Origin of the sequence: Romboutsia sp. 1001713B170207_170306_H8 (assembly GCF_015550495.1) — a bacterium.
GTDB lineage: Bacteria > Bacillota > Clostridia > Peptostreptococcales > Peptostreptococcaceae > Romboutsia_E.
This window is the reverse complement of record NZ_JADNAX010000002.1, coordinates 289,668-313,598: the sequence shown is the minus strand read 5'-3', so window position 1 is coordinate 313,598 and position 23,931 is coordinate 289,668. Positions and strand designations below refer to the sequence as shown.

Genomic DNA, 23,931 nt, shown 5'->3' with positions numbered 1-23,931 from the left:
AATATGATATACACAGTAACTCTTAATCCATCTATAGACTACGTAGTAGAAACATATAAATTGAAAATAGGGGAAGTAAACAGAGCTAATAATGAAGAACTATATCCAGGTGGAAAAGGTATAAATGTTTCACTTATGCTTAACGAACTGAAAGAAGAAAATACAGCACTAGGATTTTTAGGTGGATTTACAGGAGAATATATAGAAAATACTTTGGTTTCTAGAGGCGTAAATACGGAATTTATAAAATTACAAGAAGGCTTGAGTAGAATTAACTTAAAAATAAAGGATGAAGATGAAACAGAAATTAATGGTAAAGGACCTCGTATAAGTGAGGATGAGTTACGATTATTATATAAAAAAATTGAAAAATTAAAAGATGAAGATATATTAGTTTTATGTGGAAGTATACCACAATCACTAAGTAATACATTGTATGAAGATATAGTTAGTATGGTGGCTAAAAAGGATGTAAAAGTTATAGTAGATACAACTAGCAATCTTTTACTTAATACATTGAAATATAATCCATTTCTTATAAAACCAAATATCCATGAATTAGAGGAAATATTTAAAACTAAAATAGGCTCTATAGATAAGACTATTTTTTATGCAACAAAGCTTAAAGATATGGGAGCTAAAAATGTAATAATATCTATGGGAAAAGATGGAGCATTATTAGTTGATGAAAAAGGAGAAATATACTTAAGTAATGCGCCTAAGGGTAACGTTGTAAATACAGTTGGATCAGGAGATTCTATGGTTGCAGGTTTCATTAGTGGATATTTAAGGACTAAAGATTATAAAGAAGCATTAAAACTAGGAGCATCTTGTGGAAGTGCTACAGCATTTTCAAGTGGAATAAGTGGAAAAAAATTAATAGATATTTTGAAAAATGAAATTGAAATTAAAGAAATTTGTAAAATAAATATGTAAGGTGGCAAATATGAAAAAAGTAATAAGTATAGGAGAAGCTTTAATTGATTTTATACCTAATCAAAAAAGTTGTGAACTAAAGGATGTAATAGGTTTTGAAAGAGTAGCGGGAGGAGCGCCTGCTAATGTTAGTGCTGTAGTATCAAAACTTGGTGGAAAATTAAATTTCATATCAAAGCTAGGTAGGGATGCTTTTGGAGATCATATAATAGAGGTTTTAAAAGAGGCTAATGTAAATACAGATTATGTATTAAGAACAGATAAAGCTAATACAGGATTAGCTTTTGTTTCTTTAAAAGAAGATGGAAATCGTGATTTTTCATTCTATAGAAATCAAAGTGCAGATATGTTACTAGAAGAAAACGAAGTAAAAAAGGAATGGTTCAAAGATTGTCATAGCTTACATTTTTGTTCAGTAGATTTAATAGAGTGTCCAATGAAGTATGCACATAAAAAGCTATAGAATTTGCACTAGAAAATAAAAGTATAATAAGCTTTGATCCAAATGTAAGGTTACCTCTATGGGATAGCGAAGAGTCATGTAGAGATGCAATAATAGAGTTTTTACATTTAGCTCATATAGTTAAAATATCTGATGAAGAATTAGAATTTATAACGGGGTATGATACTATGGATGAGGCTAAAGAAGTATTGTTTAAAGGTAATGTGAAGCTAGTTTTATTTACAAAATGAAAAGGTGGAGCTGAGGCATATACTAAGGATAAAATTGTTAAAATACCTGGGAATGTTGTGGATGTAGTTGATACAACAGGAGCAGGGGATTCATTTATTGGTTCATTTTTATTTAAACTATTACAAGATGATATAAATATGGAAAGATTTGATAGTATTAGTGCTGAAATGTTAAAAGAATACTTAGTATTTCCAAATTGTTATGCAGCCTACAGTACAACTAAAAAAGGTGCGATTGGATCATATGCTACATTAGATGAGATAATAAAGTATATGAATCAATAAATTAGTATATAAGTATGAATCTAGGGTATTACTCCTATGATTCATCTTTACCATTAAAATCCACGAATACCTATATCCTTTTGGATATAGGTATTTTTATATTTTAAATATAAATACTATTGATAAAACTATCAAAAAAGTATTTACTTAAAGTATAAGAATTCACATAAAAATTACAAAAATACAATAAAAGTGTTTCAAGGAGGGGTTATGGTTAGGATAGCAATTTGTGAAGATGAAAAAGAAACACAAATATTATTAGAAAGTAATCTTAATAATATATTAAAACATACAAATAAAGAATATGAAATAAAAAAATATAGCTCTGGAGAAGAACTACTAGAAAGTGAATTAAATCATATAGATATATTACTTCTCGATATACAAATGGGACAAATAAATGATATGGATACTGCAAGAAAAATAAGAGAAATAGATGATAACATGGAAATCATATTTATAACTTCATTGATAGATTATGTTCAAGAAGGATACGAAGTAAGAGCGTATAGATATCTATTAAAACCCATAGAATTAGAAGAATTAAAAAAACATATATTAACATGTATCAGAGAAATTGAAAAAAACAAAAATCAGTATATTTTAATAAAGAATAAATCTAACACATATAAGATTTATTCTAATGAAATAACTTATATAGAAGTTCAAAAAAAGGATATGCTAATACATACAATAAATAAAGATTTTAATGCTAGATATAGTTTAGAAAAAATAGAAAAAGATTTAAATGTAGAAGAATTTGTAAGATGTCATAAGAGTTTTATAATTAACTTAAATCATGTAGAGAATATAAAGTCAAATGTTGCAATACTAGATAGTGGTGAAGAAGTACCTATTAGTAGATACAGACATAAAGATATAAAGGAAAAATTCTTGAAATTTATTGGTGATAGAATATGCTAAATCCTATAAATGACATGTTATTAATATTATCAATATTTATACCAATGATTATACTAGAAAGTATATTAACTTATAATAAAGATACAGATAGGTCTAAAAAGATTTCTTTTTTTATTTTATTATTATTAAACTATATTATAGTAAAAATAATAATATTATTTAGTGTAGGTAAATTTTATGAATATAATATTATTTATATCTTAACTTTTATTATTTGGGGAGCATATTATAATTATTTTTATACACTAGGAATTATTAAATATATAGTTTCATTTTTTTTATTTGATGTATATCACTCTTTGATAAGGGATATTATATCTAGAAGTTTATTTTTTATAGTTACAGGTAATGTGATTTCGTCAAAAGAAGCTTTATTGATTTCTAATTATGATTATGCTAAAGTTGAGATATATACATATATAATAATAATATCTATCTATATGATAGCTTATTTGACATTTAGGATTTTAAATAATAAATTACAATTATATGAAGATAATAAGATAAATTATATATATTTATCGATTGCTTTAATGGTAAATTTACTTACTATAGTTATAATTTATATAAACAAGAAAATAGAGCGATTTGGTGGATATTCAGAACTATATGTAGTTGGGTATATTGTAACACCAAAGTTAATATTAGCAAGTAGTCTTTTTATTATTGTGTTGTTTATAAAAATAATTAGAGAGAATAGAATACAATCTCAAAATGAAATAATAAAAAACAAATTAGATATGCAGTATTCTCATTATTTAAGTGTTAAGGAATCACATATGAAGGTTAAGAAGCTTTATCATGATATAAATAATCATATATATTGTATAGAAAATCTTAAAAATAATAATAGAGAAATTAATGAATATGTAAATAGTTTGAAAAATGAGATCAAAGAATTTAAATCAATCTACAATACAGGCAATATTATACTAGATATTATAATAAATGAAAAAAGTGATATATGTATAAAAAAGGGAATTAAATTTATTTGCGATATCAATTTTTCAAAGGTTAATTTTATAAAACCAATAGATGTATCTAGTATATTTGCTAATATTTTAGATAATGCGATAGAAGCTTGTGATAAAATACATGATGAAAATATTAATAGATATATTAGAATAAAAGGAACTATTTCAAAATGTTACTTTGTACTAAAATGTGAAAATAGCAAAGTTAATAGTTTGAAGTTTAATAAGAATATTCTATTGACAGAAAAAAAAGACAAGTTCATACATGGAATAGGAATTCAGAGTATTAAATCATCTATACAAAAGTATGATGGAGAATTATTATTTGAAGACGAAAAAAATAAATTTACAATAACTATATACATACCGCTTAATCAAAATACTGACAGTTGGGGCTTTTAACCTACCAGTTGGGGCATATATATTGATACTGAATATAAGGGATGTTATCTTTTAATAGCAAAAGATAAGGTCCCTTTCTTAGTTTGTGATAGAAAGATCTAAACAATAAATGGAGGAATATTAGATGAAAAGTATTTAACAAGAATGAATAATCAAAGCGTGTAAAATATCTGTAAATCTACTTAAAAGATTAATTGGATAAATAATTTATAATAAAATGGGAGGCTTGTATGGGAATTTACTTAAAAATGTCACTAGCATATTTAAGGAGAAATAAAATTAGAACGTCATTTTTAATACTTGGAGTTGTATTAGGTGTAGTACTTATATTTGGAACAAATGTTATAAAAGAGTCAAATAACAAAAATGATTTAGAAGCAATAGACAAGCTTTATGGCGGACATCATGTAGAATTTAGTGATTTAAATAATGAAGGTGTAGAAAAATTAAAAAAGGATAAAGATGTATCAAAAATTACAACAGTTCAAAATTTAGGAAGTGTTGTAAATGATAAAGGAAATTATATATTACTAAGATCAGCAAATGAAGATTATATCAAAGGTAAAGCGAATAAATTAACTGGTAGGCTTCCTAAAAATAATAATGAGATAGTTCTAGAAAAAAGGGCTTTAGAATCAATGGGAGAACCTTATAAGCTAAATTCTACTTTAAACCTTATAGTAAAAAAGGATTACAAAGATTCTGAAGGTAATAATCAAATTTATACACAAGATCAAGAATTTAAACTTGTGGGAATTATAGAAAAACCAGAAGGTTACTATGACGTTGTTTGGACATATGAAGGTTTTACTTATGGTAATTCAGAATTGGATAATATAATTCCAACAGAATTAGTTACATATAACAGTATATTAGATTTAAAAACTGGGATAAAAAATCTTGATAGAAATGTTAAAAAAATTAGTGATAGAAATGACTTAGGAAGAACAAGTTTCTTACAAAATGTACCACTTGTACAGAAACTAGCAGATATTGAAATAGAAAGTGCTAAATCAAAAGAATCAATTCAATTAGAAGTATTAATTATAATTGCAGCAGTAATTTTTATATTTAATATGTTTAACATAGCGCTAAATCAAACTATGAAAGAAATAGGACTTTTAAGGTTAATAGGCTCAAGCGAAAAGAAGGTTAGATTAATATTAATATATCAAGCTTTCATTATTATGGTTATAGGCATAATTTTAGCGTTAATACTAGGAACTTTATATTCATATGTAGGAGTTAATACATATAATGTTGAGATATATAAAGAAGCCTCGATTGCTCCAAAACTATATATAAGTAATAGAAATATTGTAAAACCTATATTAGTAGGAATATTCTCAGTATCTATTCCTTGTATCATAGCAATGTGTAAGATTGGGAATATATCACCTATAGAAGCAATGAGTAACAATGAAAAAGTTAAAAGTTATAGTAAGGGATATAAATTAAATAAAGTTTTAAACAAAATATTTGGATTTTATGGATTTATGGGACTTAAAAATATTGGAAGAAATAAATCTAGGTCAATTATATCATTAATATCAATTGCACTTGGAGGATATATATTTATAACTAATTTCTCAAGCATGCAAGATGAAGTAGGTGCTAAAATTGAGGACATGCAAAATAGATATGATGTAGTTATGCAGTTTAATGGAGCTGTCTCATATTTAGAAAGCTTAAAATACACAGATACTGATGTAGATAAAATAAAGTCTGTAGATGGGGTAAAAAGTGTAAATACAATAAATGTAGTTAGTGGATTCTTTGATTTCAAAAAGGATGAAATAAATGAAGAGTTTGCAAAGTATAACGGAATAGAAAATACAGAGCATAAAATGGACTTAAAAATATATGGAAATAATTATATAAATAAAGATTTAAAAAATTTGTAGAGTACGGAAATCTAGACGATTTAGGAAAAGAAACTGATGGTTATCCCAATGTAGCAGTATACAATTATTTTTATGAAAGAGAAAAGGATTATACTTTGAAAAAGGTATTTAAAGATATAGAGGTAGGAGATATTTTAACAATAAAAGTTCCAGCCAAAGAAGACAATAAAACTGTATATAAAGAAAGTAAAGTAAGAGTATGCTCAACACTAACACTAGACTGGATGTCTATGGGAGATGGTCAATTTGGGAATAACTTTGAAATTGTAACTTCAAAGAATCATTCAGAATCATTAATAGGAGAACAAAAATATACAAAGCTAGGTATAAATTTAGAAGACCCGTATGATGAAGTTGTAAATGAAAAGTTAGAAGAAATTTCAGATAGAATTCATTTATCTACTTTTAAAAGTAGAGTAGGATATGTAGAGTGGGCTAGTGAGTCAAGCCAAGAATATATAAAATCTAAGATATCACTTATAGTATTAGTCTTAATAATAGCTGAAATTAATATTTTCTGTACAATAAGAACTAATTTGCTTGTTAGAAGAAAAGAAATATCAACACTTAGAGCCTTAGGTCTTAGTATTAAAAATATGAGAAAAATGATTATTTATGAAGCATTAGCCTATTCAATATTGAGTTTTATGATTGCTTTAATACCAGCTATAATAAACCTAATTAAATTTGTAAATTTGAATAATGATGCTTATATAAACTATGGTATAGAAAACTTTATGGAATTTACATTCCCAGTTAAAGAATCAATAATATTTTTACTTATATCCATTACTATGTGTTTATTAGCAGCAATGACAGCTAATAAAGATTTTAAAGAAATGAATATTATTGAAGGAATAAAAGAGAATGATTAATTAAGTTTTATAAATTAGATGATATACAAGGAGATAATATTATGAAAAATTTAAGAGTTATAAATTTAAAAAAGGTATATGGTAGGGGAGAGAGTGAAGTAAGAGCTATTGATGGAATAAGTTTAGAAATACAACCAAATAAATTTACAGCTATAATTGGAAAGAGTGGTTCAGGAAAAAGTACATTACTTCATTGTATGGCTGGTCTTGATAAACCGACATCAGGAAAAGTTTTCATAGATGATTTAGATTTATACACTTTAAATGATGATAAGTTGTCAAAATTGAGAAGTGAAGAATTTGGATTTATATTTCAAAGTTATAATTTGATATCAGTTATAAATGTTTACGACAATATAGTGCTTCCAATATCGCTTAGTGGTGGTAAAGTAGACAAAAAGTATATTGATGATTTAATAGAGAAATTAGGGATAAAATCTCAAATTAAAAAGTTTCCAAATGAATTATCAGGAGGCCAACAACAAAGAGTGGCTATAGCTCGTGCGCTTGCAAATAAACCTTCAATAATATTTGCAGATGAGCCTACTGGAAACTTAGATAGTAAAACAACTAATGAAGTTATGAATTTATTAAAGTTTTGTATAGAAGAATATAAACAAACATTGGTTATGATAACTCATAATGATGAAATAGCTAGTAGCGCAGATAATACTATAAATATTAGTGATGGTAAAGTTATATAGAATACATTGCATAAATATTTAATAGTGAGTATTATTCATATGATTCTTATTTAATAAAGAAACAATATATTTAACTTTATTAGAGGATAAAAAAGTGATATATTAGTAATTAATAATAATGTTTTAAATGTAGTCGCACAAGTAGACAAGTTTATTATGTCAGCTTATTATGAGATATATGTTATAAAAGATAATTATTATAATAATCATCAGCATTTTAATAATGAGAAGCTTCTTTATAGTTTTATTTATATACTTTTTAATTGTAAGACAAGGTTATTTAAATGAAATAAAAGAAGAATTAATAGATTAAGTAAATTGTGGTTATAATTTTTATTAATTATATCAACTATTATAGTTAAAAAGGGATTGATTGTAAAATCAATATCTTTTAATTTTTACTATTATAATAAATAGTATATTTTATTACACAATAACTAGAATTATAATCTATAAATCATGTATAATATAATCAACAAACTAATGTGTCATTTGAATCAGAAAACTTTAGATAGAATTCATGTATTTGATGCTATACAATCTATAAATTATCTTATAGAAGAAAATCTGTATTTAAAGTATTCTGATAATTATATATTTAAGAAAAACGTTTACAAAAGTATGGTATTAATAATATAAAAAATAGCAGATGCATTAGATAAAATTATATTTAATGAATCTGCTATTTTTTATGTTACTTTTTAAATATTCGTTTAATATTCAAATAACATATCAATATTGATAAAACAATTTCATTGGTATAAAATTAATTATCAGATTTGCAAGAAGTAACAAAGGAGATGGGGAAGATTCATATACTAAATAAAAGTATTACATTTAAATTATTCTTATTAATGTTTACATTTACGCTACTAATAGTTGGTTTAATAGTAACATGGATTATAAGTGATACAAATCAAATGACTAAAAAAGAAATGTACGAGATGAGAAATCAAGTTTTAAGTGAAATTTCTAATAACATATCAATACTATTGTCCAATGTAGAAACAATAGGAAATAATATAGTAGTGGATAGTGAACTAATAGATATATTAGATGTACCTAAAGAACAACTTCCTAAAGATAAATACTTAAAGAACAAAATGGATTCATATGTAGAGGGATTGTTGAATGATGAGGTTTGGGAATATGGTGAGTTCAATATGAAGCCAGAATTATACGTAATTGGTGAGAATGGATTAACTTATAGTACCTATTCTAAAACTAAATATGATATAGATAAAATAAAAAATGAAGACTGGTACAATAAAATAATACAGGCTGATGGTAACACTGTACTTATTAATACATATAAAGATGAAAATGGAATAGGTCCATATAAAAACATCTTCAAAATGGGGCGATTAATAAAGGACTTAATAACAGAAAAAACTCTAGGTGTATTAATAATAGATATAAGTGAAACTATGTTGTACGATAGATATGCTGAAGCATTAAAGTCAGGGTCTAATATTTATATTATAGATTCACAAGGAAAAATAATATCAAGCAAAGATAAAAGAGATATAGGTATAAATTATAAAGAAGTTACAGGTAGCATAGAACATAAAAATAACAACTCAAGTAATATAGAAATAGTTTCTGAAATTAACCGATATGGATGGAGTATAATACAAGAAATTCCATCAAATATTTTGACTAAGCTATCCATTGAAATAGCTCAAAGGCTTTTAGTAATATTAATACTAGTAAGTTTAGTAGCTTTATTAATAGCCTATAAGTTATCTGTACTTATTACTAAACCAATATATAATATTAAAAATAAGATGGATGAGGTAATGCAAGGAAACTTAAAAGTTCAAGTAAAAGTAGACAAAGATGATGAGATAGGACAACTAGAGGAATCTTTTAATAGTATGGTTAAATGGTTAGATTACTCTATATCAGAAATAAAGCAACAAGAAGAACAAAAAAGAGTAGCAGAATTAAGTTTTTTACAGGCACAGATAAATCCTCACTTTTTATATAACACTTTAAGTGGAATTAGATTTTTAATATCTATGAATAAAACAGAAGAAGCAGAGGAAATGCTTTATAGATTTACTAAATTATTAAGAAGTATATTACCAAAAGCTAGCGAAATGATTTCTTTAGAAGAAGAAATCAATAATATTGAAAACTATGTAGAGCTACAAAAAATGAGACATCCTAATTGCTTTGATGTTAGTTACGACATAGATCCAAGTATAAATGAATTTAAGGTTCCATCTTTTATTTTACAGCCAATTTTGGAAAATGCTATTTTGTATAGTATGGAAAAGGAGCACAATAAAGGAATTATTAGTATAACTGGCTATAGAAGAGATGATGGAGTAAGAATAGTAATAGAAGATAATGGAATAGGAATGACTCAAAATCAAGTAAAGGCTGTATTAAAAAAAGAAGAAAGTATGAATAGAGTGGGAGTAATAAATGTTCATGAAAGAATACAGTTAAATTACGGAGAAGAATATGGATTAAAAATAGAAAGTATAGAATCTGAAGGAACGAAGGTCATATTTATTTTACCTAGTTAGGGGGAGTGCAAGTTGTTAAATATATTAGTAGTAGAGGATGAAGCACCTATAAGGGACTGGATAGCTTATACTGTAGACAATATTTCAGAAAAATTTAAGGTTTTAGCATCTGCATCAAATGGAAAAGAAGCATATGAATTAGCAGTCAAATTTAACCCACAGGTTATTATAAGTGATATAAAAATGCCTATAATGGGTGGAATAGAGCTTACAAAAGAAGTAAAAAAAGTAATGCCAGACACTTATATAATATTACTTACAAACTATGCAGAATTCTCATATGCAAAGCAGGCTATAAGTTGTGGTGTACATGAATATCTTATAAAGTCAGATATAAGACCTAAAGAACTAAAAGATGTTCTTACAGGAATTTATGAGAATATAAAAGATAGCAATAATAGCTTAAATACTACAGGTACTGAGGTAAAAAATAACTATGAACTAGATGAAAATAAATATTCAAAAGCTATAGCAAAATCTATGGAATATATAGAGCTTAATTATAAAGAATCTATATCATTAGGAGAAATATCAAAGCATGTATATTTATCTCCTGAATATTTTTCAAGGTTATTTAAAGAAGAAGTAGGAGAAAACTTTAGCACATATCTCACTTTATTCAGAATGAAAAAAGCTGAGGAATTATTAAAAAATACAAATATGAAAATATGTCAAATATCTAATGAAGTAGGTTATGTCAATTCTAGTTACTTTTCAAAAACATATAAGAAGTATAAAGGAGTATCTCCAGAAGATGATAGATATTAAGAAAATGTCAATATTGTTCAATTAAAATCAATATTTTACAAATCTAATTAATGATAAGCCATAAATTTATCAATATAATGTTATGGCTTATCAATATAATTCATAGCAAGAAAACGTTATTTATAATAAAATACTAGTAAAGAAAGAGATACTTAGTTATCTGCTTTACTATGTATTATCATAGGAGGCAATAGTGATCAAATCTAAAGAAAATATAATAGTAGCTATTTCAGTATTATTAGTTCTATTTATAATAATAATTTATCCATCAGAGAATAGCGAAAGTAAGTTTGGAGATCTATCCAATGAAAATGTAACCCAAATAGGTGTAGTATTTAATAAGCATGGTCTAGGAGATAAATCTTTTAATGATTTATGTTTTGAGGGTATCTTAAGAGCTCAAGATAAATTAAACATAGAATTTGATTACTATGAATCTAAATCTGAAGAAGATTATGAAACTATAGCTAGAGAATATGCGAGTAGTAAAAAATACGACTTAATAATATCTATTGGTTTTGAACAAGAAGAAGCTGTAAAAAAAGTTTCAAAAGAGTTCCTAAATCAAAAATTTACATTAGTAGATTCTAGATTAAATCTCTCAAATGTAAGTTCAATAAATACATTTTGGACAGAACAAACATTTCTTAATGGTGTTATAGCTGGACTGCTCATGAAAGAAGATAAACTTCAAGATGAAGAAGTTAGTGGAATTATCCTTGGAATGGATATGAAACATCTAAGAGAAGGGGCTATAGGATTTGAAGCAGGAATTAGATATATAAATCCAGATGCAAAAGTTATAGTAGGAGTAGTTGATGATTTTTCAAATCCTGCTAAGGCAAAGGAAATGGCTCTTTCTATGTATAGAAAAGGAGCTAAATATATCCAACATATAGCAGGAGAATCTGGATTTGGAGTATTTGCAGCTGCAAAAGAAGTTGATAAATATGCATTTGGAATTGATGGAAATCAAAATTTTTTTGAACCAGATTATATAGTAGCGACAGCTATAAGGCATGCGGATGACATAATATATAACGAGATTGAATCAGTTGTAAAAAGTACTTGGTCACCTGGTATGCATAGTTTTGGAATCAAAGAAAATGTTATAGGCTATGAAATAGCAGGGTCTAATGTAGAGATACCAGAAAAAACAATACAAGTTGTAGAAGAAATAAAAAATGACATAGTAGAAGGAGAATTGTATATACCTTCAACCTATGAAGAGCTAGAAATATGGACTCAGTCCAATCAATATAAAAAATAAATATATAAAAGGGAGAAAGTTATGAGACTATACGATATAATATCTAAAAAAAGAGATAATAAGGAATTATCTAAGGATGAAATTGATTTCTTTATAGATGCGTATACTAGCGGAGAAATTCCTGATTATCAAGCATCTGCATTATTAATGGCGATATACCTGAATGGTTTTACAAAAGAAGAAACAGTTAATCTTACTATGGCAATGGTTAACTCAGGTGATGTTGTAGATCTTAGTATGATAGATGGAGTAAAATTAGATAAACATAGTACAGGTGGAGTAGGAGATAAGACTTCTCTTATATTAGTACCAATGGTTGCTGCAGCTGGAGGAAAGGTTGCCAAATTATCTGGTAGAGGACTTGGGCACACTGGTGGAACATTAGATAAATTAGAATCTATACCAGGATTTAATATATCAGTAAAAGAAGATAAATTTATAGATATGGTTAGAAATGCAGGGCTAGTTATAGCAGGTCAAACCCAAAATTTAGTTCCAGCAGACAAAAAAATATATGCACTAAGGGATGTTACTGCAACAGTAGACAGTATACCTTTAATAGCTGCAAGTATAATGAGTAAGAAGATAGCCTCAGGTTCAGATGCAATAGTACTAGATGTTAAATATGGAGAAGGCGCATTTATGAAAACAGCTGAAGATGCAGAGAAATTAGCAATAGCTATGGTTGAAATAGGTAATAGTGTAGGTAGAAATACATCCGCAGCAATTACTTTAAATGGAGAACCACTAGGATATGCAATAGGAAATGCTCTTGAGCTACAAGAAGTAATAGAAATATTAAAGGGTGAGGGTCCAGATGATTTAAGAGAGTTATGCTTACAATTAGGAGCTCAAATGCTTATGTTAGGAAATATAGAACCAGATGTTGAAAAAGGTAGAGCTAAATTAGAAGATATCTTAAAAGATGGAAGTGCATTAGCGAAATTAAGAGAATTAACAGTTCTTCAAGGAGGAGATCCTAAAGTTATAGATAATCCAGAATTATTTGAAATAGCGCCATTAACTCATGAAGTCAAAGCTACTAAAGAAGGATATGTATATGACTTAAATGCAGAAAAAGTTGGAGTTTCTTCATTACTTACAGGGGCTGGAAGACATACAAAAGATGATGAATTAGATTATGGAGCAGGGATAAGACTTAAAAAGAAAATGGGTGATTATGTAAAAGTAGGAGATGTATTAGCTATATTATATTCAAGTGATAAAGCTAAGTTTGAAAAGGCTGAAGAAGAATTGCTAAGTGCATACAATATACAGAGTGAAAAACCAGAAAAGACTAAGATAATACACAAAATAATAAGATAGTATATTAAAAATAATATCTGAATTTTAAATATAAGAAAAGTTGAAATCATTTATTAATCATTGTAATAAGGAGAAAAGAGCAATGGATAAAAAAGTAATTTTAAAAACAGTAGATCACACCTTATTAAAACAAACATCTACTTGGGAAGATATAAAGGTAATATGTGAAGAAGCAATAAAGTATGAGGTAGCTTCTGTTTGTATACCACCATCATTTGTAAAGAGAGCTAAAGAGTTTGTTGGTGATAAGATGCAAGTTTGTACAGTAATAGGATTTCCTAATGGTTATAACACAATGTCTGTAAAGGTATTTGAAACTAAAGATGCAATAGCAAATGGTGCAGATGAAATTGATATGGTAATAAACTTAGGTATGCTAAAAGAAGGTAAGTTTGATGAAATAACTGAAGAAATAAAAGCTATAAAAGAAGTTTGTGGTAAAAATATATTAAAAGTTATAATAGAAACCTGTCTTTTAACAGAAGAGGAAAAAATTCAGATGTGTAAATGTGTGACAGATGCTAAGGCGGATTTTATAAAGACATCTACTGGATTTAGTACAGGTGGGGCAACAGCTGAGGATATAGTGTTATTTAAAGAGAATATAGGAAAAGACGTTTTAATAAAAGCAGCAGGTGGAATAAAAGATATTGATACAGCTAAAGACTTTATAAATAAAGGTTCAGTAAGACTTGGTACTAGTTCAATAATAAAAATTATAAACAATGAAGAAGTAACAGGGTATTAATATGAAAAAGTTTAATAGAGTATTTTTAATAGTATTAGACTCTGTTGGAATAGGTGAACTAGAAGATGCAAAAGAATATGGTGATGTAGGGGCTAATACTCTTTGTAATCTAGCAAATAAGGTAGGAGGAATTAAACTTCCTAACCTTCAAAAAATGGGTCTAGGAAATATAGCATGTATCAAAGGTGTGGAAAAAGTAAAGGATCAAATAGCATATAGTACAAAGTGTGGAGAATTATCAAAAGGAAAGGATACAATAACTGGTCATTGGGAAATGGCTGGTATATGCATAAATGAACCTTTTAAAGTATTTACTGAAACAGGATTCCCAAAAGAGCTTATAGATGAACTTGAAGAAAAAAGCGGTCATAAATTTATTGGAAATATATCAGCATCAGGAACTGAAATAATTCAAAATTTTGGTGAAGAACATATAAAAACTAAAAGTTTAATATTATACACATCAGCAGATAGTGTTCTGCAAATAGCAGCAAATGAAGAAGTTATACCGTTAGAAGAATTATATAAAGTATGTGAAATAGCAAGAGAAGTTACATTACAAGAAGAATATAAAGTTGGTAGAATAATAGCAAGACCATTTGTAGGAACTAAAAAAGAAAACTTTAAACGTACTTCAAATAGAAAAGATTATGCTTTAAAACCACCAACAAAAACAGTGTTAGATGCTCTTTGTGAGAAAAGCTTAGATGTTATAGGCATAGGCAAGATAGGAGATATTTACTCTTACCAAGGGATAACTAAAAGTATAAAAAGTAAAAGTAATGAAGCTGGAATGAATGAAGTTATATCTATTGCAAAAGAAAATTTATACAACGGATTAATATTCTTAAACTTAGTAGATTTTGATGCTTTATATGGACACAGAAGAGATGTAGAGGGTTATAAGAAATCATTAGAGGTCTTTGATTATCAATTAGGAATTCTTATCAAAAATCTTAAAGAGGATGATCTTTTAATAATAACAGCAGATCACGGTAATGACCCGACGTTTAAGGGAACAGATCATACAAGAGAATATGTACCAGTTATAGTTTATAATAAATCTTTAAAAGATCCTAAAGAAATACCTAAGCTTAAGACTATGGCAGATATAGGAGTTACTATATTAGATAATTTTAGTGAAGAAAATCAAACTTACAATTTTGAAATCGGAAAATCATTCATGGATGTTATTAAATAATAAATTATAGGAGTGAATAGTATGAAAAACTTATATAACAAAATAGTTGAAAGTACTACATATATAAAATCGAAAATTAAAATAGTACCACGAATAGGATTAATACTAGGTTCTGGTTTAGGAGTATTAGCGGATGAAATAGAAAATCCAATAATAATAAGTTATGATGAAATACCAAATTTCCCAGTATCAACAGTAGAAGGTCACAAGGGTCAATTAGTTATAGGACAATTACAAGGAAAAGATGTTGTAGCGATGCAAGGAAGATTTCACTACTATGAAGGATACATAATGCAAGATACTACTTTTCCGATAAGAGTAATGAAAGCATTAGGTGTTGAGATTGTATTTGTGACTAATGCAGCAGGTGGAGTCAATAAAGAATTTATACCAGGGGATTTAATGATAATAAAGGATCATATAAATTTTGGTGGATATAATCCATTAATAGGATCAAATGACAATAGATTAGGAGTTAGATTTCCAGATATGTCTAAAGCTTATACTCCAGAATATATAGAAGTTGCTAGAAAATGTGCGAAAGAACTAGAAATAAACATAAAAGAAGGCGTATATGCATTCTTCACTGGTCCTACATATGAAACACCAGCAGAGGTAAGAATGGCTAGAGTTTTGGGGGCTGATGCAGTAGGAATGTCTACAGTACCAGAAGTAATAGTTGCTTCTCACAGTGATCTTAAAGTTGTAGGTATATCTTGTATAACCAATATGGCAGCAGGTATATTAGACCAACATTTAAATCATGAAGAAGTTATAGAGACTACACAAAAAGTTAAGCTACAGTTCTTGAATTTAGTTAAGAAAATAGTTAGTGAAATATAATTTTGATTGAAAAAATGATCACGTATATGTGTCATAAATAGAAGGAGATAGCATGTTAAAATTATTAAACGCCTTAGGAATATTTGTTTTGCTAGGAGTATTATATTTATTTTCAGCTAATAAAAAAGAAATTAATAAAAAGATGATCATAAAAGCTCTTGTTCTTCAATTTATTCTTTCATTTTTACTAGTAAAATTTCCATTAGGGAGAATGGTATTAGAAAGAGTATCAGATGTAGTAACTAACATATTGAGTTATGGAAGAGAAGGTTTAAGCTTCATATTTGGAGGATTGTCAGATTCAGCAATGCCAACGGGATTTATATTTGGAATACAAGTTCTAGGTAACATTATATTTATATCAGCACTTGTGGCGGCACTATACTATCTAGGTATCATAGGGTTTGTAGTCAAAGGAATCGGTGGGGTAATAGGAAAAATACTTGGAACTAGTAAAGTAGAAAGTTTTGTTGCTGTTGCAAATATGTTTTTAGGTCAAACTGAATCACCAATACTTGTAAGTAAGTATTTAAGAAGTATGACTGAAAGTGAAATAATGTTAGTTTTAATATCCGGTATGGGTAGTATGTCAGCTACAGTACTTATGGGTTATGCAGGAATGGGTATACCTATGGAATATCTTTTAATAGGAGGAGCACTAGTTCCGTTAGGAAGTATTATAGTATCTAAGCTTATACTTCCTGAAAAAGTAATAGAAACATCAAATATAGAAGAAATAGTTGTACATTCAGACGGAAATGCAGCTTCACAAGAAGCTACACTTGCTATGACAAAGTTAGCATCTGATGAAGTGAGTATAGACAATAAAGGTGATAATACAAACCTAATATCTGCTATATCTCAAGGTGCTAATGATGGGCTTAACATGGCTCTTGGTATAGGTGCATCACTTATAGCAATAATATCATTAGTTGCATTAGTTAATGGATTGTTAGGAGTATTTGGAGTATCATTAGAGCAAATATTATCTATTATATTTGCTCCTATAGGATTATTAATGGGTGTACCAAAAGAAAATATATTAACTGCGAGTCAATTACTTGGAAGTAAGTTAGTATTAAATGAATTCGTTGCTTTTGGTCAATTAGGTCAAATATTAAGCACATTAGATTATAGATCAGGATTAATGATGTCTATATCTCTTACAGGATTTGCGAATATATCTAGTATGGGTATATGTATATCTGGTATATCTGTATTTTGTCCAGAAAAAAGAGAAATATTATCTAGATTAGCATTAAAAGGTATGCTAGGTGGATTCTGTGTAAGCTTATTAAGTGCTTTGATAGTAGGTTTAATAGTAGCTATATAATTTAAAAAGTATTGTCATATATGACAATACTTTTTAAATTGATAAATTATGAATTTAGTCGGGGGAATATCATGTATAAACAATTAGAAAATCATGCTATAAATATAAGACAGAATATAGTTGAAATGATAACAGAGTCAAAGTCAGGCCATCCAGGTGGATCATTATCATCAGTTGAAATACTTACGTATTTATATTTTAAAGAAATGAATATAAATGAAAATAATCTAAATATGAAAGAAAAAGACTATTTTGTATTGTCTAAAGGGCATGCAGCTCCAGTACTATATGCTACTTTAAGTGAAAGAGGATTTATACCAAAAGAAGAACTTATGACATTAAGAAAAATAGGATCTAGACTACAAGGACATCCGGATAGTAAAAAGATAGATGAAATAGATGTATCCACAGGATCTTTAGGACAAGGTATATCAAATGCAGTAGGATTGGCATTAGGAATAAAGATTGATGATGGAAACTCTAGAGTATATACCTTACTTGGAGATGGTGAATTACAAGAAGGAATAGTGTGGGAAGCTGTAATGAGTGCTTCTCATTACAAACTAGATAATTTAGTCGCAATTATTGATTATAACACACTACAGATAGATGGTAAAAATGAAGATGTAATGAATATTAAGCCTTTGGATAAAAAGTTTGAAAGCTTTGGGTGGAATGTAATAGTAATAGATGGACATGATTTTAACCAAATAGAACAAGCTTTTGATATGGCTAAAAAAATACATGATAGACCAAGTGTTATAGTTGCAAGAACGACAAAAGGTAAAGGCGTATCTTTCATGGAGAATAGTATAGGTTGGCATGGAAGTGCTCCAAATACTGAGCAAAGAGATATAGCTATAAATGAATTAGAAGATGTGAGAAAGGAGTGTTTATAATATGGGATTATCAACACGTGAAGCATATGGAAAAGCATTAGTTGAATTAGGAAGAAATAATGATCAGATAGTAGTATTAGATGCAGACCTTTCAAAATCTACTAAAACATTAGAATTTGCAAAAGCATATCCAGAAAGATTTATAAATGTAGGTATAGCAGAGCAAAATCTTTTGGGAATAAGTTCAGGTTTAGCTGGGTATGGCAAGATACCTTTTACTAGTACTTTTGCAGTATTTGCAACAGGTAGAGCATTTGAAATAATCAGAAACTCAATATGTTATCCAAAGGCTAATGTAAAAATAGCTGCAACTCATGCAGGAATAACTGTAGGAGAAGATGGGGGATCTCATCAATCTATAGAAGATATAGCAATAATGAACTCCTTACCTAATATGAGTATATTAGTTCCTGCTGATGCTAAAGAAACAAATGAAATAATAAAGTATGCAGCTAAACATGTAGGACCCGTATATATAAGATTAGGAAGACTTAATAGCGTAGATATATTTAGAGATGATTATAAATTTGAATATGGAAAAGGTGTATGTTTAAAGGAAGGTAATGATTGTACAATAATTTCTACTGGACTTATGACAGACATGGCAAAAAAAGCTTGTGAAGAACTTAAAAATGAAGGAATAGATATAAGATTAATACATATGCCTACTATAAAACCGATAGATAGAGAAATAATAGAAAAAGCAGCTAAGGAGACCGGTTTTATATTAACTTGTGAGGAACATTCAGTAGTGGGTGGATTAGGACAAATAGTAGCTGGAGTTACTTCTGAAACATCACCAACTAAAGTTATTAAGTTAGGAATAAATGATGTATTTGGAGAATCAGGCACTCCAGAACAGTTACTAGAGAAGCATGGCTTAACAACAGAAAATATAATTAATATGATAAAAGAAAACCTAAATAAAAATAAATTATAATGGGAGAATTTATATGAAAATATTTATAGATACAGCAAATGTAATTGAGATAATAGAAGCTAATAGCTGGGGCATAATAGATGGAGTTACAACTAATCCGTCACTTATAGCAAAAGAAGGAAGAGATTTACAAGAAGTAATAAATGAAATTTGTACTATAGTTGATGGACCAATAAGTGCAGAAGTAATAAGTTTAGAAGCTGATAAAATGATTAAGGAAGCTATGGATTTAGTAAGATTACATAAGAATATAGTTATAAAGATACCTATGTGTATAGAAGGGTTGAAGGCAGTTAAGTTATTAACTGAAAGGGATATAAAGACAAATGTGACATTAATATTCTCATCTCAGCAAGCTTTATTAGCTGCAAAAGCTGGAGCTACATATGTAAGTCCATTTGTAGGAAGAGTTGATGATATAGGAATTAAAGGTAGTGAGTTAATAACTGAAATAGCTAATATATTTAAAACTCATAGTATGAAAACAGAAATAATTGCAGCAAGTATAAGGAATCCTATACATGTATCTGAATGTGCTTTAGCAGGAAGTGATATAGTAACTATACCATTTGGGGTATTAAAGCAAATGGTTAAGCATCCTCTCACTGATATAGGTATAGAAAAGTTTTTAGCTGATTATAGCAAGAGATAATTTGATTTACCTAAATATTATGATAGTTATAAATTAACTTTATATAATATTTAAGTAATTAAAGAATAATTAAATTTAAAATGATGGAGATTATTCATGAGATTCCCATTTAATACTGAAATACACAAAAAAGGTATTGATTTTTCAATCAATACCTTTTTTGATCACAAATTTTTCTATAATGAGTCAAATAAATTAATAGTGTTTATAGTATTGAAAAAATATATAGGCAGCAATATAATGAAATTATAACATGTCATAAAATGTAAAAAAGGGATGGGGAGAATTGAAAAAGACAATATCGTTAGAAGAAGTCATAAATATAGAATCATTTCAAAAGATACAAGATGATATAGCTAAAGCTACTGATACAGCTATAATAATGGTTGATTATACAGGAAGACCAATAACTAGTCATAGTAATTGTACTAAATTTTGCTCTAGAATGAGAGAAATAAAAGAATACTCAGTACTTTGTGAAAAGTGCGATTCTAGAGGAGGTATAGAGTCAGCAAGAACAAAAGAGGCATATATATATAAGTGCCATAAAGGAATAGTAGACTTTGCAGTTCCAATAATAGTAGGAGACCAGTATTTAGGAGCTATTATGGGTGGGCAAATTTTAGTTGAAGATGACGAGAGTTTAGATCTAGAAGAAGTTGTAAGAAGAAATACGGATTTTAGACATCTAGATGACAAAACAATTAAAGAGTTAGAAGAAGAGTACAAAAACCTTCCAACTGTTAAATTTGAAAAAGTAAAGGCAATAGCGCAAATGATGTTCCACACTAGTAATTATATAGTTCAAGCCGCTGTAAACAATAGATTATCGAATGAATCTATTAGAAAAGTAACTTTTCAAAAAAATAATGAAAGTACAATAGACGATGTATATATAGGTAGTGAAGAAAATATAAATGTTAATTTAAAAACTAACGAAAATGATGACGATTCACCAATAATAAAGGCAATTGAATATATAGATGAAAACATACATGAGAATATAACTTTAGATAAGATGGCATTTGTTTGTAATTTAAGTCAATGCTACTTTAGTAAATTATTTAAAAAGGAGACAGGACTGAATTTTATAACATATTTAAATGATAAAAAGATTGCAAAAGCTAAACAATTATTAAAAAATACAGATAATCCGATAAATAATATTGCTATAGACTTAGGATTTGAAGATTGTGGGTATTTTATAAGACTGTTTAAAAAGCTAGAAGGTATAACACCAAAAAAATACAGAGATTTATATAAAATGGGTAGTTCTATTTAATAATAGGACTATTTTTTTATACAAAAATTGTCCTATGCAAAAAAGTCCTATTTGATAAGTAAGTTAAAGACTAAAATTTTAAATAAAAAGACAAAACACTAGGATGTATTTGATTTCAAAAAAAGTTAAACTTATAACAAACGAAGAAATACATAACTTAAGGGGGAAATATGAAATTGAAATCAAAAAGATTTGAAGCATTAGCTAAACGTCCTGTAAATCAAGATGGACTTATTGGTGAATGGTCAGATGAAGGATTAGTAGCAATGGATAGCCCTAATGATCCTAAACCTTCTATAAAGATAGAAGATGGTAAGGTTATTGAGTTAGATAATAAAAAAAGAGAAGATTTTGATATGATAGATAAGTTTATAGCTGATTATTCTATAAACTTAGAAAAAGCGGAAGAATACATGAGTTTAGGCTCTTTAGAAATAGCTAGAAAATTAGTAGATATAAATGTTGGAAGAGAAGAAATAGTTGAAATAAGTACATCTATAACTCCGGCTAAAATAGTTGAAGTTGTATCACATATGAATGTTGTTGAGATGATGATGGCAATGCAAAAAATGCGTGCAAGAAAGACTCCATCAAATCAATGTCACGTAACAAATGTAAAAGACAATCCAGTTCAAATAGCTGCTGATGCTGCAGAAGCAGGAATAAGAGGATTTTCAGAACAAGAAACAACAGTAGCAATAACAAGATATGCACCATTTAATGCAATAGCAATACTTATAGGTTCTCAGGTTGGACGTGGAGGAGTATTAACTCAATGTTCCGTAGAGGAAGCAACAGAACTTGACTTAGGTATGAGAGGATTAACTAGTTATGCGGAGACCGTTTCTGTTTATGGTACAGAATCAGTATTCACAGATGGTGATGATACTCCATGGTCAAAAACATTTCTAGCATCAGCTTATGCATCAAGAGGATTAAAAATGAGATATACTTCGGGGACAGGTTCTGAAGCACTAATGGGATATGCAGAGGGTAAATCAATGCTTTACTTAGAAGCAAGATGTATATATATAACTAAAGGTGCAGGAGTTCAAGGGCTTCAAAATGGTGCTGTTAGTTGTATTGGAATGACAGGGGCAGTACCATCAGGAATAAGAGCAGTACTTGCAGAAAACTTAATATGTTCAATGCTTGATATAGAGTGTGCATCAGGAAATGACCAAACATTCTCACACTCAGATATAAGAAGAACAGCTAGAACTTTAATGCAGATGTTACCAGGAACAGACTTTATATTTTCAGGATATAGCGCAGTTCCAAACTATGATAACATGTTTGCAGGTTCAAACTTTGATGCAGAAGATTTTGATGATTACAATATACTTCAAAGAGACTTAATGGTAGATGGTGGTCTTAGACCAGTAAATGAAGATGAAACAATAGCAATAAGAAATAAGGCAGCAAGAGCAATACAAGCAGTATTCAAAGAACTTGAATTTCCAACTATAACAGATGAAGAAGTAGAAGCCGCAACTTATGCACACGGAAGTAAAGATATGCCAGAAAGAAATATAGTTGAAGATTTAAAAGCAGCAGAAGAGATGTTAAAAAATAGAATAACAGGGCTAGATATAGTAAAAGCATTAAGTAAACATGGATTTGATGATGTTGCGACAAATATATTAAATATGCTTAAACAAAGGGTTACAGGGGATTACTTGCAAACATCAGCAATATTAGATGAAAAATTTGATGTAATAAGTGCTGTTAATGATATAAATGATTACCAAGGTCCTGGAACTGGATATAGGATAAGTGAAGAAAGATGGAATGAAATAAAAAATATACCAAACATAATAAAACCAGAAGATATAGATTAAGGGGGTGGATATATATGGATAAGTTTGAAATGCCAGATCTTCAAATAGAAGAAATTGGAGATGCTAACGTTGGAACAAGATCAGATGAGGTTGTTATAGGTATAGGACCTTCATTTTTAAAGCATCAAACAAAAACTATAGTAAATGTACCACATGAAGAGGTTTTAAGAGAAATTATAGCAGGGATAGAAGAAGAAGGATTACATGCACGTGTAGTTAGAGTATTAAGAACTTCGGATGTTTCATTTATAGGAAATGATGCAGCAAAATATAGTGGTTCGGGAATAGGGATAGGAATACAATCAAAAGGTACAACTATAATACATCAAAAAGATTTACTACCGTTAAATAATATAGAATTATTTCCACAAGCTCCACTTTTAGATTTAGAAACTTTCAGATTAATAGGTAAAAATGCAGCTAAGTACGCTAAAGGAGAATCTCCAAATCCAGTACCTACTAGAAATGATCAAATGGCTAGACCTAAATTTATGGCAATAGCTGCGTTACTTCATATAAAAGAAACCAAACATATAGTAGAGAATAGTAAGCCAGTACAAATAGAATTTAAGTTTTAATTAGAGAAAGGAGATA

The 23,931-nt window shown here is 28.2% G+C and carries 21 protein-coding genes and 1 pseudogene; all 22 read left to right on the top strand.

Annotation, left to right across the window (positions count from 1 at the left end):
- Positions 1 to 3: 3 nt before the first annotated feature.
- Positions 4 to 936 (top strand): 1-phosphofructokinase, encoded by a 933-nt coding sequence (gene pfkB, locus I2A66_RS06090; RefSeq protein ID WP_195251214.1) that lies wholly within the window; start codon positions 4 to 6, stop codon positions 934 to 936.
- 10 nt (positions 937 to 946) lie between these two features.
- Positions 947 to 1,399, top strand: coding sequence for a PfkB family carbohydrate kinase (locus I2A66_RS17595; protein ID WP_330615451.1), 453 nt, complete (start codon positions 947 to 949; stop codon positions 1,397 to 1,399).
- Positions 1,396 to 1,914 (top strand): annotated as a pseudogene (locus I2A66_RS17590) (PfkB family carbohydrate kinase). Before I2A66_RS17595 ends, I2A66_RS17590 begins: the two are co-directional and overlap by 4 nt.
- 210 nt (positions 1,915 to 2,124) lie before the next feature.
- Complete coding sequence (locus tag I2A66_RS06080; RefSeq protein WP_147516200.1) at positions 2,125 to 2,838, top strand: LytR/AlgR family response regulator transcription factor; 714 nt, start codon at positions 2,125 to 2,127, stop codon at positions 2,836 to 2,838.
- Positions 2,832 to 4,214 (top strand): ATP-binding protein, encoded by a 1,383-nt coding sequence (locus I2A66_RS06075; RefSeq protein WP_195251213.1) that lies wholly within the window; start codon positions 2,832 to 2,834, stop codon positions 4,212 to 4,214. Before I2A66_RS06080 ends, I2A66_RS06075 begins: the two co-directional genes overlap by 7 nt.
- A gap of 230 nt (positions 4,215 to 4,444) precedes the next feature.
- Positions 4,445 to 6,118, top strand: coding sequence for an ABC transporter permease (locus I2A66_RS06070; RefSeq protein ID WP_243238673.1), 1,674 nt, complete (start codon positions 4,445 to 4,447; stop codon positions 6,116 to 6,118).
- A 95-nt stretch (positions 6,119 to 6,213) separates the two neighbouring features.
- Positions 6,214 to 6,993, top strand: a complete 780-nt coding sequence (locus tag I2A66_RS17145; protein ID WP_243238671.1) for an ABC transporter permease — start codon at positions 6,214 to 6,216, stop codon at positions 6,991 to 6,993.
- Positions 6,994 to 7,034: 41 nt separating this feature from the next.
- Positions 7,035 to 7,697 carry an ABC transporter ATP-binding protein gene (locus I2A66_RS06065; RefSeq protein WP_147516201.1) on the top strand — a complete coding sequence of 221 codons (663 nt, stop codon included), beginning with the start codon at positions 7,035 to 7,037 and terminating at the stop codon, positions 7,695 to 7,697.
- Positions 7,698 to 8,476: 779 nt separating this feature from the next.
- Positions 8,477 to 10,234 carry a sensor histidine kinase gene (locus I2A66_RS06060; protein WP_243238670.1) on the top strand — a complete coding sequence of 586 codons (1,758 nt, stop codon included), beginning with the start codon at positions 8,477 to 8,479 and terminating at the stop codon, positions 10,232 to 10,234.
- A gap of 12 nt (positions 10,235 to 10,246) precedes the next feature.
- Complete coding sequence (locus tag I2A66_RS06055) at positions 10,247 to 11,002, top strand: response regulator transcription factor (protein ID WP_147516203.1); 756 nt, start codon at positions 10,247 to 10,249, stop codon at positions 11,000 to 11,002.
- A gap of 193 nt (positions 11,003 to 11,195) precedes the next feature.
- Positions 11,196 to 12,272: a BMP family lipoprotein gene (locus tag I2A66_RS06050; protein ID WP_195251212.1), complete on the top strand. Its 1,077-nt coding sequence runs from the start codon at positions 11,196 to 11,198 to the stop codon at positions 12,270 to 12,272.
- Between the two features lie 21 nt (positions 12,273 to 12,293).
- Positions 12,294 to 13,598, top strand: a complete 1,305-nt coding sequence (locus I2A66_RS06045) for a pyrimidine-nucleoside phosphorylase (protein ID WP_122639064.1) — start codon at positions 12,294 to 12,296, stop codon at positions 13,596 to 13,598.
- A gap of 82 nt (positions 13,599 to 13,680) precedes the next feature.
- Entirely contained in the window at positions 13,681 to 14,346 is a 666-nt protein-coding gene (gene deoC / locus I2A66_RS06040; protein ID WP_122639065.1) for a deoxyribose-phosphate aldolase, read from the top strand.
- A 1-nt stretch (position 14,347) separates the two neighbouring features.
- Positions 14,348 to 15,547: a phosphopentomutase gene (locus I2A66_RS06035; RefSeq protein WP_195251211.1), complete on the top strand. Its 1,200-nt coding sequence runs from the start codon at positions 14,348 to 14,350 to the stop codon at positions 15,545 to 15,547.
- Between the two features lie 21 nt (positions 15,548 to 15,568).
- Positions 15,569 to 16,390 carry a purine-nucleoside phosphorylase gene (locus I2A66_RS06030; protein WP_195251210.1) on the top strand — a complete coding sequence of 274 codons (822 nt, stop codon included), beginning with the start codon at positions 15,569 to 15,571 and terminating at the stop codon, positions 16,388 to 16,390.
- Positions 16,391 to 16,442: 52 nt separating this feature from the next.
- The gene (locus I2A66_RS06025) at positions 16,443 to 17,723 is read left to right on the top strand and encodes a NupC/NupG family nucleoside CNT transporter (RefSeq protein ID WP_122639068.1); all 1,281 of its coding nucleotides are present in this window, start codon (positions 16,443 to 16,445) and stop codon (positions 17,721 to 17,723) included.
- A gap of 71 nt (positions 17,724 to 17,794) precedes the next feature.
- The gene (locus tag I2A66_RS06020; RefSeq protein WP_122639069.1) at positions 17,795 to 18,622 is read left to right on the top strand and encodes a transketolase; all 828 of its coding nucleotides are present in this window, start codon (positions 17,795 to 17,797) and stop codon (positions 18,620 to 18,622) included.
- Between the two features lies 1 nt (position 18,623).
- The gene (locus I2A66_RS06015) at positions 18,624 to 19,562 is read left to right on the top strand and encodes a transketolase family protein (RefSeq protein ID WP_122639070.1); all 939 of its coding nucleotides are present in this window, start codon (positions 18,624 to 18,626) and stop codon (positions 19,560 to 19,562) included.
- A gap of 13 nt (positions 19,563 to 19,575) precedes the next feature.
- Positions 19,576 to 20,214: a fructose-6-phosphate aldolase gene (gene fsa, locus I2A66_RS06010; RefSeq protein ID WP_195251209.1), complete on the top strand. Its 639-nt coding sequence runs from the start codon at positions 19,576 to 19,578 to the stop codon at positions 20,212 to 20,214.
- 286 nt (positions 20,215 to 20,500) lie between these two features.
- Positions 20,501 to 21,496 (top strand): PocR ligand-binding domain-containing protein, encoded by a 996-nt coding sequence (locus tag I2A66_RS06005; RefSeq protein WP_122639072.1) that lies wholly within the window; start codon positions 20,501 to 20,503, stop codon positions 21,494 to 21,496.
- 170 nt (positions 21,497 to 21,666) lie between these two features.
- Positions 21,667 to 23,337 carry a propanediol/glycerol family dehydratase large subunit gene (locus I2A66_RS06000; protein ID WP_164488988.1) on the top strand — a complete coding sequence of 557 codons (1,671 nt, stop codon included), beginning with the start codon at positions 21,667 to 21,669 and terminating at the stop codon, positions 23,335 to 23,337.
- A gap of 14 nt (positions 23,338 to 23,351) precedes the next feature.
- Positions 23,352 to 23,915, top strand: coding sequence for a propanediol/glycerol family dehydratase medium subunit (locus I2A66_RS05995; RefSeq protein WP_122639073.1), 564 nt, complete (start codon positions 23,352 to 23,354; stop codon positions 23,913 to 23,915).
- Positions 23,916 to 23,931 lie beyond the last annotated feature (16 nt).

Coding starts and splice junctions, on each gene's coding strand:
- pfkB (WP_195251214.1), top strand. CDS start 4: ATGATATACACAGTAACTCTTAATCCATCTATAGACTACGTAGTAGAA.
- I2A66_RS17595 (WP_330615451.1), top strand. CDS start 947: ATGAAAAAAGTAATAAGTATAGGAGAAGCTTTAATTGATTTTATACCT.
- I2A66_RS06080 (WP_147516200.1), top strand. CDS start 2,125: ATGGTTAGGATAGCAATTTGTGAAGATGAAAAAGAAACACAAATATTA.
- I2A66_RS06075 (WP_195251213.1), top strand. CDS start 2,832: ATGCTAAATCCTATAAATGACATGTTATTAATATTATCAATATTTATA.
- I2A66_RS06070 (WP_243238673.1), top strand. CDS start 4,445: ATGGGAATTTACTTAAAAATGTCACTAGCATATTTAAGGAGAAATAAA.
- I2A66_RS06065 (WP_147516201.1), top strand. CDS start 7,035: ATGAAAAATTTAAGAGTTATAAATTTAAAAAAGGTATATGGTAGGGGA.
- I2A66_RS06045 (WP_122639064.1), top strand. CDS start 12,294: ATGAGACTATACGATATAATATCTAAAAAAAGAGATAATAAGGAATTA.
- deoC (WP_122639065.1), top strand. CDS start 13,681: ATGGATAAAAAAGTAATTTTAAAAACAGTAGATCACACCTTATTAAAA.
- I2A66_RS06035 (WP_195251211.1), top strand. CDS start 14,348: ATGAAAAAGTTTAATAGAGTATTTTTAATAGTATTAGACTCTGTTGGA.
- I2A66_RS06030 (WP_195251210.1), top strand. CDS start 15,569: ATGAAAAACTTATATAACAAAATAGTTGAAAGTACTACATATATAAAA.
- I2A66_RS06025 (WP_122639068.1), top strand. CDS start 16,443: ATGTTAAAATTATTAAACGCCTTAGGAATATTTGTTTTGCTAGGAGTA.
- I2A66_RS06020 (WP_122639069.1), top strand. CDS start 17,795: ATGTATAAACAATTAGAAAATCATGCTATAAATATAAGACAGAATATA.
- I2A66_RS06015 (WP_122639070.1), top strand. CDS start 18,624: ATGGGATTATCAACACGTGAAGCATATGGAAAAGCATTAGTTGAATTA.
- fsa (WP_195251209.1), top strand. CDS start 19,576: ATGAAAATATTTATAGATACAGCAAATGTAATTGAGATAATAGAAGCT.
- I2A66_RS06000 (WP_164488988.1), top strand. CDS start 21,667: ATGAAATTGAAATCAAAAAGATTTGAAGCATTAGCTAAACGTCCTGTA.
- I2A66_RS05995 (WP_122639073.1), top strand. CDS start 23,352: ATGGATAAGTTTGAAATGCCAGATCTTCAAATAGAAGAAATTGGAGAT.